Source organism: Lancefieldella sp., assembly GCF_057237245.1.
The window spans coordinates 262513-281507 of the sequence record NZ_DBHHJM010000002.1 but is presented as its reverse complement, the minus strand read 5'-3'; the positions used below and the strand labels follow the sequence as shown (position 1 = coordinate 281507).

Genomic DNA, 18995 nt, shown 5'->3' with positions numbered 1-18995 from the left:
AACCGCGTCCGTTCAGGCGTGCCTGCAGCGCCAGCCGTGTCCGCAGCAACTGCGCCTAAACCGCAATCGGAATGTTTTTGATCTGCGGACCATGCTGATAATCCTCGACAATGAGGTCGTCAGTAGTGAAGTCATAGAAGTTGGTGATGTTAGGGTTCAGGCTCACCTTTGGTGCATCAAAGGTGGGGCGAGAAATCAATTCTTTAACAATGTCAACGTGACGATCATAAATGTGAGCATCGGCAATCATGTGAACCAGTTCGCCGGCCTCCATGCCGCTAACCTGCGCAACCATCATCAACAGGATTGCGTATTGACAAACATTCCAGTTGTTAGCAGCTAGAATGTCCTGGCTACGCTGAACAAGCAGCAGGTTAAGCGTAGGTTTATCCTTACCTGGCTCCTGAGTAACGTTGTAAATTGCGTTGAATGCGCAAGGGTAGAGGTTCATCTCAGAAAGATCGGCAAAGGTATACAGGTTGGTCATAATACGACGGCTGAACGGATTCTCTTTGAGGTCCTTGAGCACGCGATCCATCTGGTCATAGTCGCCATCGGAGTAGTGAGAAACCTGTCCAACCTGATAACCGTAAGCCTTGCCAATGGAACCAGACTCATCAGCCCATGAATCCCAGATGTGAGAGTTAAGGTCGTTAACGTTGTTGGACTTCTTCTGGTAAATCCACAGAACCTCGTCCATGGCGCTCTTGAGCGCAGTGCGACGAAGCGTCAGCGCTGGAAACTCTTCGCGCAAATCATAGCGATTGCAGACGCCAAACTTCTTGATTGTGTATGCGGAGGTACCATCTTCCCAGGTAGGACGGACCTTCTCGCCCTCGGTGGTGGTGCCGTTTTCAATAATGTCGGAGCACATATCAATAAAAATGCGATCTGCTTTGCTCATATTCAATCCTTCAAAATACCGTTCAAAATGGAATAAACACCTGCTAGTTGTACGTATAGCAAGTCTTTTCCAAGTACATTACCAGTTGCTGTCAGTATAAGCGCTGTAGGGGTCTCCAAAAAGCGGGCTTGTACTCGTACGAGTGTCCGCAACACAAGAACGTCCCAGTCCCGAGAGCAGCATAATAACTATAAAAAATAGCAAGCCTGCAGGGAAAGGAGAGCCGTCAGGCATCTGCGACGGATCGTTTGGGTCAAAGTCAGGGCCCTCGCCGCCAAATTCATGCCTGTTGTCCCTGGTATCTTGGTTGTCGTCTTTCTTTGCCATCAATCCTCAATCAAACGCTTACACTTTGATGATACCCGTCGTCGCCCAAGGATTTCATGGCGAGAAACCCCTCTTTTTGTCACTCCACATTCTCTGCAAAGTATTCTGCACACGACAGCTTGTCCGCGCCCACAGCGCTCGCGCCAGCGGTTCACGCGCCCGCGGCTCACGCGCCCGCAGCTCCTACAGGTGCTGCGATGCAAAGATGTCGTTCCAGAACGTGCCAAGCTGTTTGATGAGCTCAATGTCCGCAGGAAGCCACTGCACATCAAGCAGCTCGTTTTGAGCAAGCCAACGAAACTCCGAGTGGATCTCTGGGTCCGCGACAGGCTCCTCAGACTCACCCAGCGTGCAGATATAACAATCCATATGCAGGTCAAAGGTGGGGTAGGAGTAAGCTACCGTGTCATAGAAAAACGCTGCCTGCACGCTACAGTGCAGCTCTTCTTGAATTTCTCGACGCAGCGCCTGCTCTGAGGTTTCTCCAGCCTCAACTTTTCCGCCAGGAAACTCCCAGAAGCCAGCATTATCCGCATCAGCTCTACAAGCGGCAAGTATTTTGTTGTCTTTATAGAAGATAGCTGCAGCTACATTGACTGTTTTGGTCTCGGCCATGTTATCCCTCCAGCCTGACTGTTGCAAAAACGGTGGAACTCTCGGCATCTTTGAGCACTACCGAGAAACCCGTCTCATCGGTGTATACCTGGGGAGTAATGGTGTCGCCCAAGCGTGCCTGACTTCTGTACTGAACCACAATGCGGCGCAGCTTGTGAGAATAGCCAAGGGCCACAAGTGTGTCGACAGCCATGAGCACGTACTGAGCATTATTAACGTGCTTGTTTGTATCCAGATGCTGCTGGGAAACAAGAATGGCTGGACCATCAACAGCATTTCCCTCAAGTGCAATTTTGCGAGGAGTTGGTGGCAAATCTACGCGAGGCTCGCCGGTAATGTAGACGCTCTCGCTCTCTGGAACGCGAGCCGCCTTGCCTTCTTTAATGTTCATCAAATACCAGGTAGAGTCCGCTTTTACGATAGTCGCGCCGCTAGCATCATTAATAACAAACGACCTAGATGCTTGAAGACCCTTCATCTGATATGACCAGGTACCTACGCAGATCTTCTCGCCAAATTGAGGAAGACGGTCAACTTGGATTTGCCACGTTGCCAGGACCCATGCGTATCCCTCGCTGGTCAGCTGTTTAAAGCCGCGGCCAATATCTTCTGAGTGGAACGTCGAGCAATCCTGCAGGTAGTTCATAACGCCTACCAGGGAAAGCTTTCCGGTCTCATCGCACTCGCTATATCTAACTCTACTTTCAATGGTGTACATATAAATCCAAACTCGAAATCAGCGTTTGCTGAGGTATTACAATATGCCGAGAAACCCGTCTAGTTGTCCCATGGGAACGAACCCGGCAAGCGGTCTCTGACTTTTTGCGTGGTATCGTCAAGTTTCTGTTTAGTTACCTGGACTTTTTGCGAAACCTGTTGAGCCTTTTTGGTCGCAATAAGAGTTGCATTCTGAGCTGCCGCATTTGCCTTTTGAGCAACAGCATTTGCCTTTTGAGCTGCTGCGTTTGCTTTCTGCGATGCGTTTTGCGCTGCAGCGCTTACTTTCTGCGAAGCATTCTGTGCGGCTTCTTCAACCTTCATTGACGCATCTTGAGCTGCGGCTTCAACTTTGTGATGGGTAGTAGGCCCATTCCAAAGAAGGCTAGCAACCGTATCCAGAAAATAGAGGGTGACTACAATAAACGCTACTACCGAGACAGTATGCTTGGAGAAAATCATCAAAATATTAAGCATCGTTGGAACGAGCACAAAGACTGAGGTAACAGAAAACGCGCCAAATACCGCGCTGGCCTGGGGACAAATTCGACCATGCAAATTGAACTTAAACATGGAGTAGTCCCACCACTTCTTTTTAAAGCGACGTTCCAAAAAGAGGCCGGTCGAGTACTCAATAACTGTGGCTAAAACTGCACCTATGATAAAGACAATAATTGGATCAGAAATCTGGCCTAGTACCAGCCATTCCGCAATCGCTCCAATGCCATAAATAGGGCAGGTAGGACCAAAAAGAAAACCGCGCTTGGTAAATTCTCCCTCAACAACGGAGCAATAAATGGTCTCGTATACCCAACCACCAAAAGAAATCAGCGCAAAAATTATGACCATCTGAGGCAGATGCTGCACAAAGAGCTCAATATTCTTATCGAGTGCAAAGAGTGTACGCAGTGTCTCAGTCATGGTGCTCACGAGAGGTTTCCGTAATCCATGTAGTCGTTAAACTCATCTGACTCACTGTTTGTTGTGCCCTGAAAATCGCTTTCAGGTGTCGAGAAACCCGTTGGGCGGAAGCCATCTTTTTTGTATGGATTGCCTGTCAGCGTTTCTGCAGTTGAACAAGCTTTATCGCAGGTTGTTACAATCCAAGCCTCTTTGGTATGAGGTGGAATAGGAACAAGAGGAAACATGTGATGCAAGATGATGTCTTCCTCAACAGGGGTTAAATCAGGGAAATCCTCGCGGGCATTATCAAGTGCATGGCGAGGGTGCGTAAATCCGTGCCAGTTGTCTGGTGCGGCCTCGTGATCGTGCCAATCATAGAGGTAGTAGTCATGAAGAAGCGCGCCACGTACAAGGGCATGCTCGTCAACTTTGATGCCAGCATTCATGGCAAAGGCAAGGCTGCTATAAGCAACCGCAATAACGTGGTCGAGTGTGCTGGTAGTTCCATGTTGTGTAAAAGTTGCAAGCTGATAGAGTCTTCCAGACTTCAAAATAGGAGTCGAAAGCTCATCGAACCTCTCGCGAATTTTAGAAACGTCAACCAAAAAATATCCCATCAACTGTGCGCACACATTAGAAAATCGTGAGCGTACCTTAGCAATGTATCTATAAAAGATTAGTTAATCTGACGGTTACGTGCAATCTTTTTGGCTGAATGTTACGAAAACGAAAGAAAAGAAAACGCAAGCTTTGGCGGTGCTTATTGTGCTGTTTACCTGCGCTTACGCTTTCTTGCTGTAAGGGCTCATGTGGTCCACCACTACGTTTACCGCACCTGGAAGGCAGCGAGCGGAGTAAGCGTAGATGTCGTGGCAGGTAACCTCGCCATTTACTTCAAGAGGCATAGGCGATGTTGATTCAACGGTAATTTCTCTGCCACTAAAGCTATTGAGATAAGGCCTGCCAAGCGAGTCTCCCGTGCGATCAAAGAAACCAGAAAGCAGCGGACGTACCAGCTTTGCAGTCATGTGAGTCTCAATGACAATAACCTCAAGCAGACCGTCATCCATGCGATTACCAGGGGCTAGTTCAATTCCCGCTTGCATCATAGAGCTGTTTGCAATGAGGCAGCCAATGCCTTGAAGCTTATGCACTTTGCCGTCAACGGTAATTTTGAAGTCATGAACTGGTGGCATGAGGTTGGCAAGGGCTGCTGTAAAGTACGCGGCTTCTCCAAAGGTTTGCTTGTGGGGGATAGCCGAGCGCATAATCTCGGCATCAAGGCCCGTACCAGCCATTAAAGGCACGCCAGCTACATGGGTTTCTCCCGATACGGTGGTCCAGGTAATTTCACCCAGATCAAGCTGAGCCGTCTGAAGGTTTCTGCAGGCCAGCGCTAGTGCGTTAGGCTCAGGCGCATTTCCGATACTTGCAGCCAGAAGATTGGCTGTTCCAGAAGGGAAGACCAAAATAGGTGTCTGACAGCCTCTCAGGCCATAGAGCAGGCTAGATACCGTGCCATCACCGCCCGAGAGTACCACTACGTCAAAATCTTCAGGCTGAACAGAACTCAGGACCTCGTCTGTGTGCCAATGGCTCTCGACAAGTTTTACCAGGCATTCGTCGCCACACTTCAGAAGAGCGCGCTCAAATTCAAAGATTGCATCAGAGCTAAAACCCGAGCAAGGATTGTGAATGATGAGGGTTCTCATATATCCTCCGAAGATTTGCGACAAGCTGGTATATCATTTTGATACGTATGAGTGTATCGCTTTACGTCAGGTACTTAATCGGCAATTGGATGGACGCATTGTATATAGCAACCTCAGAAGAACTTTCCGCATTTTGCGAGCGAGCAAAGACCTCGCATATCCTTGCAGTTGATACGGAGTTTCTTCGCGAGAAAACCTACTTTCCCAAGCTTTGCCTGGTGCAGGTTTCTACAGGTTCCGAGATTGTCGCAATTGATCCGCTGCTTATTGATGACCTTACTCCTCTTAAAGAGCTCCTGGAAAACCCGCAGATTGTCAAGATTTTCCATGCGTGCTCACAGGACCTTGAGGTCTTGCTAGAAAAAATGGACTGCGCATGCGCACCTGTTTTTGATACGCAGGTAGCAGCCGCATTTTTGGGTATGCGCCAGCAGGTAAGCTACGCCGGATTGGTAGAAAATTTTGCTAACGTTAAGCTTGCTAAAGCTGAGTCTTTAACAGACTGGTCAAAGCGACCGCTTGATAAAGAACAGCTGGTATATGCCGAGGATGACGTCAGATATCTTCCTGCAATTTATCATCAAATGATCGAGAAGCTCATCAAGCTTGACCGTTTGAGCTGGGTAAAGCCAGAGATGGACCAGCACACCAATATTGAACAGTATCGTCGAGACCCCTATCAGGCATATCTCCGTTTAAAACGTTCTGGCTCGCTTACGCGCAGGCAGCTTGCTATTGCTCGAGAGGTGTGCGCCTGGCGAGAAGAAACTGCGGCTAAAAGAGATGTTCCACGTAAATGGGTGCTTTCTGACGAACTTATTATTGAGATTTGTCGTCGTGTGCCTACAACACCCGATAGACTACGCAAAATTCGCGGTACTGAGCAGATTTCTCAAGGTGGGGTAGTGCATCTTTTGGATGCAATCAAACGTGGTCAAAAGACCCCCGCTGATCAGTGTCCAAAAATTGAGCATCATGCTCATCCTTCAGCTGGTTCTGAAGGTGTTGTTGAGCTTATGTATGCCCTTATTAGGATTGTTTCAGAAAAAGAAGGAATTGCATCTCCTTTGATTGCCAATAAAGATGACCTTACTGATCTGCTTTTGGATAAGGTTGATGCAAGACTTAAAACTGGATGGCGCTATCAATTAGTGGGCAAGCAGCTTGTTGGACTACTCAATGGCGAGGTAGGACTTACCGTCAAAAACGGTCGAGTAGAGCTGTTGTAATAAAAGCGTTTTAACCTAGGGTTAAGTGTGATTACTCTTGCAAACCTGACTTTTTGTCCGGTGAGTTGGGTATACTCATCTTTATACATAGATAGGAGAAAAATATGTATTACTCTGGTGCGTTTATCCCATACGTTGTTCTAGTAGTTGCCTCGTTGGTGCTCGGATTGGGCACTCAGTGGTACATCAAGCATGAATTTAAAAAGTATTCTTTAGTTCCTTCAGGGTTTAATGCCACCGGCGCTTCTGTTGCTCGCGCCATGATGGACACAAATGGAGCAGCTAATGTTGGTATCAAGAGGATTTCTGGTGAACTTACCGATAACTATGATCCACGCGATAATTGCCTGCACCTTTCTGATGCAAACTTCTCTGAGGGTAGCGTAGCCTCCGTTGCTGTTTCTTGTCACGAGGCGGGTCATGCAGTTCAGACAGCCAAAATGTATATGCCATCTCGCGTTCGTTCCGCTCTTGTTCCTGTTGTTAATTTGGCATCTGCAGCGTGGATTTATGTCTTTCTTGCTGGTGTCTTGCTCAATGTTTCAGGCTTGACTGTGCTTGCAATTTGGCTCTATGCATTTACCTTCTTGTTCCATATAGTTACGCTTCCTGTAGAGATTGATGCCTCAAGGCGTGGATTGGCTTTTTTGAAGGCAAACGCTCCCGCAGGCTTTGACTACAATGGCGCTAAAAAGGTACTAATTGCTGCTGCTCTTACGTACGTAGCTGCTGCAATGGTTTCTGCACTACAGCTTCTATATCTACTTGGTTCTTCTAGAAACAGGAACTAGTAATGGATCAGATTCAAGAGAAAGAAGATTCTGTTCTTTCAGTATCTGATGCAGTGCTCTTTGCAAAAAATGAAGTTGCCTCAATGCCATCTATGACGGTAGTGGGAGAGGTTTCTGGATTTAGGGGTCCAAACTACAAGTCCGGTCATTGCTACTTTGACGTAAAAGACCCTGTTAGCTCCATGGCGGTTATTGTCTGGTCAAAGATTTATGCTGCTAGCGGCATTACGCTGCAAGACGGCATGAAGATTCAGATGACAGGAAAGTTTGATATTTACGCTTCAAGCGGCAAGCTTTCTTTTCATGCGCGCACCATTCAGATTGCTGGAGAAGGAGACCTTCGCCAAAAGGTTGCTCAGCTTGCTAAAAAGCTAGAAAAAGAGGGTCTTACTGATATTTCTAGAAAGCGCTACATTCCAGAGTTCTGTACACGCATTGGCGTAGTTACGTCACTTTCTGGCAGCGTCATTGATGATGTTAAGCGTACACTTGCGCGCAGAAACCCTCTTGTAGAGCTTGAGGTATCTGGCTGTGCTGTTCAAGGTACTCATGCACCTGCAACTATTATTAGAGCTCTCCAGGTTGCTGCAACTACACGGCCAGATGCAATCTTGCTGGTGCGTGGTGGTGGCTCATTCGAAGATCTTATGTGTTTCAATGACGAGGGAGTGGCTCGCGCTATTGCTGCATGTCCAGTTCCTGTTATCACGGGCATTGGTCATGAGCCCGATACCACCATTGCAGATATGGTTTCTGATAGAAGGACCTCAACGCCAACAGCTGCTGCAGAGTCTGTGGCTCCCGCTATTAGTGAGTTACAAACTACGTTTAACAACAGAATTTCTCGCCTTGGAAATGCTACAAGAAAGATTTTGCAGTTCTATAAAACGGGACTTACAACTGTTGAGCAACGCTCTAACTTGGCAATGAAAAATGCTCTAGCAAGTAAACAGTACCAGCTAGAGAAGCTATCAGATCGTCCTTGTTTGAAAGATCCTGCTTATATTATTTCTACAAGAACAGAAGACCTTAATCAGACTGAGCAAAGGCTTATGGACGCTCTGCCAGCGCTTCTTGCAAGGAAGAAAGAGACGCTTTCTGTTGAGTCACAAAGGCTAACCAGAGCTAGTGCTGCCATGCTCCATCCACATGAGGCTTTGCTGTCTTCGCTTGCAGGAAAATTAGATGCACTTTCTCCTCTAAAGGTTCTTACAAGGGGATATGCGTATGTTCAAGATGAAAAGGGGTCTGTCATTAAAACGGCCAAAGATGCCTCGGTTGGAGATTCTTTGCTTGTCAAAATGACGGATGGAACAATCAAGGCAACTGTTTCTGATATTGAGCTCTCATAGATTAGGGGAACAACATGGATACTAAGAAGACCGAAGAGCTGACTTTTAAAGACGCTTCTATTGAACTTGAGCAGATTGTACGTAAGCTTGAGGGCACAGATTTGGAGCTCGAAGAGTCTTTGGCTCTGTATGCTCGTGGTGTTGAACTGGTTAAAGACCTTCGTGGAAGACTTGATACGGCAGAGCAAAAAGTTAAGGTTCTACTTGATGAGTCTCAGGCAGGAGCTGCAATTACAGATACTACCGCAGCACCTTCTACTGCATATTTAGATGAGTAAAGGAGAAACTATGTCTGACTGCATTTTCTGTAAGTTAGCTAACAAAGAAATCCCTACAGAGTTTCTCTATGAGGATGAAAACGTTGTAGCTTTTAATGACTTAAATCCTCTTATGCCTGTGCATGTTCTTGTTGTACCAAAGAGTCACTATGACAACATCATTGATGGTATTCCTGCTGCAACACTTGAGAGTGTTACTAAGGCTATAGCCGCAGTAACAGAAAAGACAGGAATTAAGGAGACTGGATTCCGTGTAATTACCAATACCGGAGAACACGGCGGACAGTCAATCAACCACGTCCACTTCCACGTTTTAGGTGGCAAGCAGTTGGATGATTCAATGGGCTGTAAATAAAAATATTCAAGTTTTTTGCTTGTCTATTTAACTCCAGGGTATCTTGGGGTTTATGATGTCATGCGGTTATGTTTATTTGAAGTAGGAGAGAAAGACTTACTAGTCTGCACTGCTTCACGGAAAGAGGAGTCACATGAACGTACTGGTTATCAACGCAGGTAGCTCATCTCTTAAGTATCAGCTTCTTGACGTTGACACCCGCGAGGTTTACGCAAAAGGAAACTGCGAGCGTATCGGTATCGAAGGTTCTTTTGTTGGTCACGAGGAGCTTGGTGGAGAGAAGCAGAAGCTTGAGGTTGCTCTTCCTGATCACAAGACTGCTATTAAGCATGTCTTTGACATCCTTAAGACTATAGATAAGCCAATTGATGGCATTGGTCACCGTGTTGTTCAGGGTGGTTGGTACTTCCCAGAGTCTGCTGTTGTAGACGATAAGGTCTTGGCTCAGGTTCGTGAGGTTGCTCCACTTGCTCCTCTTCATAACTATGCTGAGGCTGATGTTATTGAGATTTGCCGTGAGCTCTTCCCAGAGGTTGGCAATGTAATCGTTTGCGATACTTCTTTCCACTTCAATATGCCAGAGAAGGCACATCGCTATGCTCTTCCTCGCGATGTTGTTGATAAGTACCACGTCCGCAAATACGGCGCTCACGGTACTTCTCACCGCTACATTTGGCGTGCAACCAATGAGTTTACTAACGGTCAAACTCACAAGCTGGTTAGCTGCCACCTTGGTTCTGGTGCTTCTCTTTCCGCTATTGAGGATGGTCGCGATCTTGAGACCACCATGGGCCTTACTCCACTTGATGGCCTTATCATGGGCACTCGTTGCGGCACTATTGACCCAGCTACTGTCTTCTATCTCTCTCGCGTTGGTGGTTACTCCATCGATGAGATTGACACTATGATGAACAAGCAGTCTGGCCTTCTCGCTCTGTCTGGTCATTCCGATTCTCGTGATATTGAGGATGGCGCTCACGCTGGCGATAAGGACTGCCTGCTTGCACTTGATATGTTCTATTATCGTACGTCTCAGCTCATCATGGAGATGGCTCAGGCTATGCACGGCTTTGATACCATGGCATTCTCTGCTGGCATTGGTGAGAACTCTGACGAGATGCGTCTTGGCGTTGTCAAAGAGCTTGAGTGGATGGGTGTCAAGATTGATGAGGAGAAGAACAAGGTTCGCTCCGGTGAAATCCGTGACATCTCTGCTCCAGATTCAAAGGTACGTGTCCTGGTTGTACCTACCAACGAGGAGTACATGATCGCTCTTGACGTTCAGGAGCTTCTGGGTAAGTAGGCTTTCCTTACAATCCAAAAAAATATTAACTCCCGCACTTCGTGTGGGAGTTTTTTTATGGAGATATAGATAGTTCTTTGACATGAGTACTTTAGAACTTTATATTTTTAAGTAAGAAGTTAGAGTTTCAAAGAAATTTTATTGTTTTGTACAGCTATTTGTGTGCAGATAAATAAATCTTTGAACTAGCTGTGAGGAGCATCATGCAGTCTAAGGGTTTAGTTAGCAGGTCTTTGAGCTTTGCGGTTATGTTTGTGCTCACTGTATTTGCTGCGCTCACTGTATTCAACACAAAGGCACAAGCTGTTGAGTACACACCAACTATTTCAAATGCTAGCTATACAACATTAGTTGGTAGTAACGTGCGTGTAAATTTTGATTATGCGCTCAACAATGGTGCCCCTGCACAACCAGGTGATACCTTTACTATTATGCTTCCTCCAGAGCTAGAGAATAATACTCCAGCTCCTTTTGAGGTTATGGGTGTAGATGCAAACGGAAATAGTATTTCTGTTGGTACGGCAACTCCTACCAGTAACCCTAATACCATGACTGTTACCTTCAATAACAATATTGCGGGCCTTCTTAACGTTCATGGCCAGATGTCTTTCTCGCTCAATTGGTCAAGCGCAATTGCACAGAGAGGCAATGGCAGCACTACGCTCAATATTGGTAACACCAGCCTTAACATGACGTATGGCGGTTCTATTGCTGCAATGGATACTGCAATTACTAAGTACAACAGAACTGGCGCAACTGCAGAGACAACCTATACGCTTCCTTCTGGTGCAACTATTACAACTGGAAATGATTATTACGTTACCAGCTGGGTTGTTAACCTAACTCCATCTGATATTACCCAGGTTGGTCTGCTTAATGCCACTGTTAAGGATCAGATTGTAAATCCTTATACCGTTGATGCATCAAAGCTTACTGGTACTGGCGTTAATCCTTCAGATGAGCTTGCTGGTCCATATCTTAAGCACTCTTTTGTTCTCCACCTTGTTAACGGTGCTGTTCAGACTCTCTCTGCAGATCAGATCCTTCCTGCAATTACCTTTACTCCTAATGGTTACACTCTTGATTTTGCTCGACTCAATAATCAGGTTAACTTTGCTGGTTTCCAACCACTTATCCAGGATTGCTGGCTTGAGTACAAGACCATTGTTCCAGCCAACGTTACCCAGGTAGACAATAGAGCAACTCTTGATTTTGATGGCAACACCGATAACTTCACTCGTGAAGGTTGGTGGATTAATCCTCGCGGTGCCGGTACTGCAACTGGCGAGCAGCAGGTAAGCGTTTCTGTATCCAAGGTTTGGGAAGATCAAAATAACGCTGACGGTACTCGTCCTACTTCAGTTACCGTACACCTTTATGCAGACGGCGTAGATACTGGTAAGAGTGAGGTTCTCTCTGACGCAAATGGCTGGACTGCAACATTTAGTAACCTCGATAAGAATCAGGCTGGCACTACAACAGCTATTACGTACACCGTTGTTGAGGACGAGGTTGAGGGTTATACGGCTGAGGTAACAGGTGATGTTACCAGTGGCTTTACTATTACTAATACTCACATTCCTCCAACTCCAACCACTCCACCTTCAGAGACTCCTAAGAAGCCAAAGCAGCCAAAGAAGAAGGAGCCTAAGCTTCCTTCAACTGGTGATGCTTCCTTTGCTGCAGCGTCTGTAGCAGCTGCGTCTTCTGTTCTTATTGCAGCTGGTGTTCTTGGTAAGAGGCGCGCTCAGTAACGCACGCTACAACAACGTAAGTTAAACGTAAAAGAGCCTGTGAGATTTATTCTGAACTGCCTCCCATTTCTTGGACCTAAGAAATGGGAGGCAGTTCATATGCAGGTGATTATGATTCTGCAGCGTGTTAGCGTCGGCTTTTAGGCCTGATGCACAAAATAGCGCAGCTTTGGTAGGTTCTGCTGAAGAATTGACATGTTCTTAATCAAGATAGCTAGGCAGCTAAGCGGTCGCACTACCTGATATGCATCTCTATGCATAAACTTCATCTAATATGCTTGAACATGAATAGAGAAATATAAGAAATTTAACTATCGATAAATTCTGTATCTACGGAACACACCTAAGTCAGATAATCTGCTCAGATGCGGGCATTTTACACACCTAATGAAGATAATCTGCACGTTTGAGGTATTTTCAGCGTAATGTATACGTCTTTTTGACAGATTATCTGACTTAGGTGTGTTTTGAACTGCCTCCTATTTCTCGTGTCCAAGAAATGGGAGGCAGTTCATTCACAGGCTCTCTTTTTGTTCAAAGCGTTTCTCGCTGTCTATTAGGCTACAAAATGAAATGCGTCACGAGGTGTTTTATCGTGTCCAACTACCTTGCCGCAATACACAAAACCAGCATGTGTAAGCGTCGTAGTCATAGCGACATTTGCTTCATGAGTATCTGCGCGAACGTTTGAATAGTTTTCGCAAATCCAATTGAATATAAAAGAGGCAATTCCGTGACCTGTATATTTAACAGCCACTCGGTGAATAACAACGTAATCCAGGCTGTTTATCCAAGCGCCTTCAGCAATATTGACGTATGCCTCGTCAGGACCGGGTAAGAGCGAAAAACAACCAATAATTTCTTCAGATGTTTCATCTTCAGCGACTACAAAAAGACCACATCTTTCATAATCAGCAACAGCGTCTTCTAAAAGAGGATAGTTCTCATTCCATTGAAACGTGTTATTTTGCTGATACATAGTCTGACGACCTATGTCGTACAAATCTGCAACAGCGCAGAGGTCTTTAGCAGCAGCTCTTCTAATGTGCATTAGAAGACCCTGATATTCAATGTTTTAGCTATACTTTGGCCAGGCTCAAGGCTTATGATACCTGGCTTGTGCTCAAAGACGCCATCAGTGTCAACGGTATCTGCAATGCCACACCATGGCTCAAGAGCAACAAATGGACAACCAGGAGCAGCACTCCAAATGCCCAAATAATCAAAGCCTTCAAAATCCATTTGAATACCATGAACCGCAGAAGGAGCTTCTGTGCTAGCCGCAAGTGTAATGCGTCTATCAGGGACGTCTTCAAGTGTGATGGTCTTCTCGCGATCAATAAGCTCCCAAGACAAATCAAGCGTATCAGAATCCACAATAAGTTTCTGAGGTGTAGCGTAGTCACAAAGTCCATCGTCGGTAATAGAAGGGCCAAAGCTGGTCCAGGAGCGCGTAAACAAGAGGCGATACTGATCCAAAGAGTCTGCCTCAACACCCGGCACAGGAATGTTGAACGCAGGATGCGCGCCAAGAGTGAACGGCAGCACAACGTTTCCCGTATTGGTGACCTCATATGTCTGTGTCAACGTATCGCCATCTAGCGAGAAAGTCAGTCTAAGTTCAAAGTTATAAGGGTAAGCCTTGCGAGTCTCTTCCGTGCTCTTTAACTGGAGCGTTACAGAAGAGGTGCTCTGCTCGACAACCTCAAATTGGTTGAGGCGGGCAAGACCATGACGGGCAAGAGATACGGTGCCTTCTGCAGACTCTGCCTTGCCATCTTTAAGTACGCCAACAATGGGGAAGAGGATAGGGGCTCGCCTTGGCCACCAGTTGGAATCTCCCTGCCAGAGGTATTCTGACTCACCTTTGCGTAAGCTCATGAGCTGCGCGCCCATGGTGTCAATTGAAGCGGTAAGAGAGTTGCTAGAAATAGAAATAATTTCAGACATAAATGCCTCCAGCTAAAGAATAAGCCAGCCTCTTTTGAGACTGGCTTAGTATACCAAGTTAGAAGTGCAGAAAGACTAGTTATTGTCTGCCATCTGAGCCTGAACAGCAGTAATTGCAACAACGCCAACAATGTCGTCAGCGGAGCAACCACGGGAGAGGTCGTTGACAGGACGAGCAATGCCCTGAAGGATTGGACCGTATGCCTCAGCACCACTGAAACGCTGAACAAGTTTGTAGCCAATGTTGCCGGCCTCAAGGTTAGGGAAGACCAGGATGTTTGCGTTTCCTGCAACCTTAGAGAAAGGAGCCTTGAGCTTGCCAACCTCAGGAACAAGAGCTGCGTCAAGCTGAAGATCGCCGTCGAGTGCAAGCTCAGCGTTCTTCTCGTGAGCAAGCTTTGTGGCCTCCTGGACCTTCTCGGCAGTTGCGCCACCAGCAGAGCCCATGGTGGAGTAGGAGAGCATAGCAACGCGAGGCTCATCGCTCATAAATGCGCGCCAAGAATCAGCGGAGGCAAGAGCAATCTCGGAGAGTTCCTCTGCAGATGGGTCAATGTTGAGGCCGCAGTCAGCAAAGAGCAGGGTGCCGTCCTCGCCAAAGTCAGTAGTGGTGCTCATGATGAAGAATGCAGAAACAAGCTTGGTACCAGGAGCAGTCTTGATAATCTGCAGTGCAGGCCTTAGGGTGTTTGCGGTAGAGTGGCAAGCGCCAGAAACCAGACCGTCAGCGTCGCCCATCTTAACCATCATGGTTGCAAAGTAGGTGGCGTCGTTCATCTGCTTGCGAGCTTCCTCAATGGTGACGCCCTTGCGAGCACGAAGTTCAGCAAACTTCTGAGCATATGCCTCATGGCGCTCGTCAGTAGCAGGGTCTACTACCGTTGCGCCTGGAACATTAATCTGCTCAGGATCGCCCAGAATAATGACCTTTGCAATACCTTCTGCAACAATCTTCTGAGCTGCATCGATGGTACGCTGATCCTCGCCCTCTGGAAGAACAATAGTCTTCACGTTGGACTTAGCGGTTTCTTTCATACGGTCAAGAAACTTGCTCATGTGTCGTGCTCCAATCATACTTTGATATCTGCGCCTCGTTGAATTTTGCACTTCTCAGCTTGTAGTTTGTATAAAAGCTAGACACAAAAAGCTAAGAAATGCATTTTCATACCAGTTGAATATTTTACGCCTAACGGCAGAGCTTTGCGCCCCGCGTGGCTCACTTTATAGACGCGTGTTAAAATGAGTGAAGTTTCACATACAAATCCTGCGCACTTAGGCGCACACGGAGGTTTACATGTCTATCAATCATGGTCTTCCTGCCGGTTTTAACCCCGACAACTACGATGTTATTGTTGTTGGAGCTGGCTATGCAGGCGCAGTTGTTGCTCGTCGTATGGCAGAAAACTGCAATTCAAAGGTAGCAATCTTTGAGCGCAGAAACCACATTGCCGGCAACGCTTACGATCGCCTTGATGACGCAGGCGTTCTTGTTCACGAGTACGGTCCACACATCTATCACACCATGAGTGACCGCGTTCACCAGTTCCTCTCGCGCTTTACTGATTGGACTGACTACCAGCACAAGGTTCTGGCTAACATTAACGGCCAGCTGATGCCGGTTCCTTTTAACCACCAGTCTTTGAAGCTTGCCTTTGGAGAAGAGCGTGGCGAGAAACTCTATCAGAAGCTGGTTCTTACGTTTGGTGAGAACGTCAAAGTTCCTATCATGGAGCTGCGCGAGAAGAACGATCCAGATCTTGAAGAGATTGCCGACTACGTTTATGAGAACGTCTTCCTGCACTACACCATGAAGCAGTGGGGTAAGACTCCAGACCAGATTGACAAGTCCATCACAGGTCGCGTTCCAATCTTTGTCGGCGATGATGATCGTTACTTCCCAGGCGCAACCTATCAGGGCATGCCAAAAGAGGGCTACACCAAGCTCTTTGAGAACATGCTCGATCATGATTTGATTGACGTCTTCCTAGATGTTGATGTCCGTGACATCATGAAGCTCACCGCTTCTAACGTGGCTGTTTGCGCGAAACCATTTGCAGGTGAGGTAATTTACACCGGCCCTCTGGATGAGCTCTTCAACCTTGATCAGGGCGCTCTGCCATATCGTACGCTTGATATGCAGTTTGAGACGCTTGATCAGGACCAGTTCCAGCCTGTTGGTACTGTCAATTACACCACCAGTGAGGACTTTACTCGTATCACCGAGTTCAAGAATATGACTGGTCAGGTTCTTCCGGGTAAAACAACTATCATGCGTGAGTACTCACACGCCTATGTTCCAGAGAGCGGCCAGACCCCTTATTACGCTATTCTCGAGCCAGAAAATCAGGAGCTGTATCGCTCTTACAAGGAGCGCACTTCTGGCATTCTGAACTTCCACGCAGTTGGTCGTCTTGCTGAGTATCGTTACTACGATATGGATGGCGTTGTTGCTTCTGCTTTGGAGCTTTCTGACGAGCTTATTGTTCATCAGGCATAGGGAGCTTGCATGAATAAGACAATCACCTTTGGTATTCCATGCTATAACTCTTCTGAGTACATGGATCACTGCATTGAATCTATTCTTGAGGGCTCTGATTATGCCGATGACGTGCAGATTGTTATTGTTGATGACGGCTCTGTAAAGGATGATACTGCCGCTAAAGCTGACGCTTGGCAGGAACGTTACCCCAACATCATTAAGGCAGTCCATCAGGAAAACGGCGGCCACGGCATTGCTGTTATGAAGGCTGTTTCTCATGCTGATGGTGTGTACTTCAAAAACATTGACTCAGATGACTGGGTAGATGGTGACGCTCTGAAGACTTTCCTTCAGCAGCTCCGCACCTTTATTGCCTCTGATAATCCTGTTGACCTGGTTCTCTCTAATTACGTCTATGAGCACGTTGAGGACAACACACAGAACTTTGTAGACTATCGCGATGCTGTTCCTACCAACAAGATTATTGGCTGGGAAGAGATTGGCCGCTTCAAGCTGTCTCAGTACCTTTTGATGCACGCAATTACCTACCGCGTTGAGGTTCTGCGCTCTGCAAATATTCAGATGCCTGAGCACACCTTCTATGTGGATAACGTCTACGCTTACGTTCCATTCCCTAAGGTAAAGACTATCTACTACGTTGATGTTGACCTATATCGTTATTTCATTGGTCGAGATGATCAATCAGTTAACGAGAAGGTCTTAACAAGTCGCGTTGATCATTATTGGCGTGTTGCTCGTAATATGATGCATGCATATCACATCTACGACGACATCTCTTCTCCACGTCTTCAGACGTACATGATGAGCTACTTCACCATCATCATGGCTATCTGCTCAGTCTTCTCTAAGATGAGCGACCGCGAGGATGCCATGGATCAGTTGGAGGAGCTCTGGGATGAGCTTCGCGCTTATGACAAGAAGATGTACCGCAAGGCTCGCTACGGTCTTGTAGGCACCGCTACAAATCTTCCTGGCAAGATTGGTAAGACGGTCACTATTGGTGGCTATCGTGTAGCTCAGAAGGTTGTTAAGTTCAACTAAACGTTCTTTCAAATCTAAAAGCAAAACCCTCGCATCCTGAACTACCTCCCATTTCTTATGTCCAAGAAATGGGAGGCAGTTCATATGCGGGTGATTATGATTCTGCAGCGTGTTAGCATCGGCTTTTAGGCTTGGCGTACAAAATAGCTCAGCTTTGGTAAGTCTCGCCGAAGAATTGACATGTTCCTAATCAAGACAGCCAGGCAGCTAGGCGGTCGCACTACCTGTTATGCATCTCTATGCATAAACTTAACCTAATATGCTAGAAAATGAATAGCGTCATATAAAAGATTTAACTATAGGTAAATTCCGCACCTAAGGAACACACTTAAGTCAGATATTCTGCTCAATTGCGGGCATATTACACTTCTAAGTCAGATATTCTGCATGTTTCAGGTATTTTCTGCGTCATGTATACGTCTTTTTGACAGATTATCTGACTTAGGTGTGTTTTGAACTGACTCCTATTTCTCGTGTCTAAGAAATGGGAGGCAGTTCATCCATGGCGATACGAGGGTTTTCATTTATAGAGGCGCTTTAGTGCTTACGACCCGCAAGAGCGTGCTCTAGATAGTCATGATTGCCGGTAAATTTAACCAGCTCACGAGAAAGCAAAGAGACGGGGAGCCCCACGACATTCTCGTAATCCCCCTGAATGCTCTGAACTAGATAGCGACCATTTCCCTGAATGCCGTAAGCTCCAGCCTTGTCCATTGGCTCACAGGAGGCAACATAGGCAGCAATCTCGTCTTCGGAGAGTTCAAAGAACGTGACGTCAGTAGTCTCCACAAACGTTACGGCAACAACAGATGGTGCTCCGTCAGGAGAAGGGGACTTGAAAGCCTTAAAGCGTCGCAGAGCAACACCGGTGGATACGTGGTGAGTCTGACCAGAAAGCTTAGAAAGCATGTGTTTGGCGTCTTCAGCGTTTGTAGGCTTGCCAAAAACCTGGCCGTCGTCTGTCCAGACAATGGTATCTGCGGCAAGCACAATCTCATTGTTGAGCTGCTCAAAGTTAGGCTGCTCCATGAGCTTATAGCAAACCGCAATGGCTTTTTCTTGAGCCAGGCGCTTTACCAGTGCAAGGGGTTTCTCGTCAACTTTTTGAGCTTCATCAATATCAGCAGGCATAACCTGTGGATCTATTCCCATAGACTGCATAAGCTCAAGGCGCCTAGGGGATTGTGATGCAAGAATCATATGCGTTCCTATCAGTTGTACTTACGCTGATACTGTACCCAAAAAAAGAAGCCTGATAGGCGAG

20 protein-coding genes are annotated in these 18995 nt (G+C 46.7%); 9 read left to right on the top strand and 11 right to left on the bottom strand.

Annotated features, from left to right (window positions below; translation table 11 throughout):
- Positions 1-55: 55 nt before the first annotated feature.
- The 7 genes from thyA to ACO5GU_RS03200 form a co-directional block, all read right to left on the bottom strand.
- Positions 56-904, bottom strand: a complete 849-nt coding sequence (thyA, locus tag ACO5GU_RS03230; protein ID WP_484824670.1) for a thymidylate synthase — start codon at positions 902-904, stop codon at positions 56-58.
- A 78-nt stretch (positions 905-982) separates the two neighbouring features.
- Positions 983-1231: a hypothetical protein gene (locus ACO5GU_RS03225; protein WP_475002991.1), complete on the bottom strand. Its 249-nt coding sequence runs from the start codon at positions 1229-1231 to the stop codon at positions 983-985.
- 183 nt (positions 1232-1414) lie between these two features.
- Positions 1415-1846, bottom strand: a complete 432-nt coding sequence (locus ACO5GU_RS03220; RefSeq protein WP_484930088.1) for a (deoxy)nucleoside triphosphate pyrophosphohydrolase — start codon at positions 1844-1846, stop codon at positions 1415-1417.
- Between the two features lies 1 nt (position 1847).
- Positions 1848-2564, bottom strand: coding sequence for an acyl-[acyl-carrier-protein] thioesterase (locus tag ACO5GU_RS03215; RefSeq protein ID WP_484907144.1), 717 nt, complete (start codon positions 2562-2564; stop codon positions 1848-1850).
- A gap of 59 nt (positions 2565-2623) precedes the next feature.
- Positions 2624-3484: a putative ABC transporter permease gene (locus tag ACO5GU_RS03210; RefSeq protein WP_484930117.1), complete on the bottom strand. Its 861-nt coding sequence runs from the start codon at positions 3482-3484 to the stop codon at positions 2624-2626.
- A gap of 5 nt (positions 3485-3489) precedes the next feature.
- Complete coding sequence (locus tag ACO5GU_RS03205; protein ID WP_484845695.1) at positions 3490-4071, bottom strand: HD domain-containing protein; 582 nt, start codon at positions 4069-4071, stop codon at positions 3490-3492.
- 177 nt (positions 4072-4248) lie between these two features.
- Positions 4249-5178: a diacylglycerol/lipid kinase family protein gene (locus ACO5GU_RS03200; protein ID WP_484813489.1), complete on the bottom strand. Its 930-nt coding sequence runs from the start codon at positions 5176-5178 to the stop codon at positions 4249-4251.
- A 47-nt stretch (positions 5179-5225) separates the two neighbouring features.
- Between ACO5GU_RS03200 and rnd the strand changes: the two genes are divergently transcribed.
- The 7 genes from rnd to ACO5GU_RS03165 all read left to right on the top strand — a co-directional run bounded on the left by rnd (position 5226) and on the right by ACO5GU_RS03165 (position 12240).
- Positions 5226-6407 carry a ribonuclease D gene (gene rnd, locus ACO5GU_RS03195; protein WP_484930085.1) on the top strand — a complete coding sequence of 394 codons (1182 nt, stop codon included), beginning with the start codon at positions 5226-5228 and terminating at the stop codon, positions 6405-6407.
- A gap of 104 nt (positions 6408-6511) precedes the next feature.
- Positions 6512-7198: a zinc metallopeptidase gene (locus ACO5GU_RS03190; RefSeq protein WP_484807243.1), complete on the top strand. Its 687-nt coding sequence runs from the start codon at positions 6512-6514 to the stop codon at positions 7196-7198.
- Between the two features lie 2 nt (positions 7199-7200).
- Positions 7201-8550 carry an exodeoxyribonuclease VII large subunit gene (xseA, locus tag ACO5GU_RS03185; protein ID WP_484861910.1) on the top strand — a complete coding sequence of 450 codons (1350 nt, stop codon included), beginning with the start codon at positions 7201-7203 and terminating at the stop codon, positions 8548-8550.
- A 14-nt stretch (positions 8551-8564) separates the two neighbouring features.
- Positions 8565-8828: an exodeoxyribonuclease VII small subunit gene (gene xseB / locus ACO5GU_RS03180; protein ID WP_035428758.1), complete on the top strand. Its 264-nt coding sequence runs from the start codon at positions 8565-8567 to the stop codon at positions 8826-8828.
- Between the two features lie 10 nt (positions 8829-8838).
- On the top strand, positions 8839-9183 hold the full coding sequence (locus tag ACO5GU_RS03175; RefSeq protein WP_484930083.1) for an HIT domain-containing protein: 345 nt from the start codon (positions 8839-8841) through the stop codon (positions 9181-9183).
- Positions 9184-9316: 133 nt separating this feature from the next.
- Positions 9317-10486: an acetate/propionate family kinase gene (locus ACO5GU_RS03170; protein WP_035431633.1), complete on the top strand. Its 1170-nt coding sequence runs from the start codon at positions 9317-9319 to the stop codon at positions 10484-10486.
- A 203-nt stretch (positions 10487-10689) separates the two neighbouring features.
- A complete protein-coding gene (locus ACO5GU_RS03165; RefSeq protein WP_484930082.1) occupies positions 10690-12240 on the top strand; it encodes a Cna B-type domain-containing protein in 1551 nt (516 codons plus the stop codon).
- A gap of 556 nt (positions 12241-12796) precedes the next feature.
- On the opposite strand, the gene ACO5GU_RS03160 is transcribed toward ACO5GU_RS03165, so the two are convergent.
- From ACO5GU_RS03160 to pta, 3 genes are all read right to left on the bottom strand, one after another.
- Positions 12797-13291 carry a GNAT family N-acetyltransferase gene (locus ACO5GU_RS03160; RefSeq protein ID WP_484810621.1) on the bottom strand — a complete coding sequence of 165 codons (495 nt, stop codon included), beginning with the start codon at positions 13289-13291 and terminating at the stop codon, positions 12797-12799.
- A complete protein-coding gene (locus ACO5GU_RS03155; RefSeq protein ID WP_484930080.1) occupies positions 13291-14190 on the bottom strand; it encodes an aldose 1-epimerase family protein in 900 nt (299 codons plus the stop codon). Before ACO5GU_RS03155 ends, ACO5GU_RS03160 begins: the two co-directional genes overlap by 1 nt.
- A 75-nt stretch (positions 14191-14265) precedes the next feature.
- The gene (gene pta / locus ACO5GU_RS03150; protein WP_484930078.1) at positions 14266-15246 is read right to left on the bottom strand and encodes a phosphate acetyltransferase; all 981 of its coding nucleotides are present in this window, start codon (positions 15244-15246) and stop codon (positions 14266-14268) included.
- Between the two features lie 238 nt (positions 15247-15484).
- Between pta and glf the strand changes: the two genes are divergently transcribed.
- Both glf and ACO5GU_RS03140 read left to right on the top strand, forming a co-directional pair.
- On the top strand, positions 15485-16687 hold the full coding sequence (glf, locus tag ACO5GU_RS03145; protein ID WP_484930076.1) for a UDP-galactopyranose mutase: 1203 nt from the start codon (positions 15485-15487) through the stop codon (positions 16685-16687).
- A 9-nt stretch (positions 16688-16696) separates the two neighbouring features.
- Positions 16697-17731, top strand: coding sequence for a glycosyltransferase family 2 protein (locus tag ACO5GU_RS03140; RefSeq protein ID WP_035431620.1), 1035 nt, complete (start codon positions 16697-16699; stop codon positions 17729-17731).
- 537 nt (positions 17732-18268) lie between these two features.
- Here ACO5GU_RS03140 and ACO5GU_RS03135 read toward each other — a convergent pair.
- Positions 18269-18931, bottom strand: a complete 663-nt coding sequence (locus ACO5GU_RS03135; RefSeq protein ID WP_484930075.1) for a Maf family protein — start codon at positions 18929-18931, stop codon at positions 18269-18271.
- Positions 18932-18995: the final 64 nt, after the last annotated feature.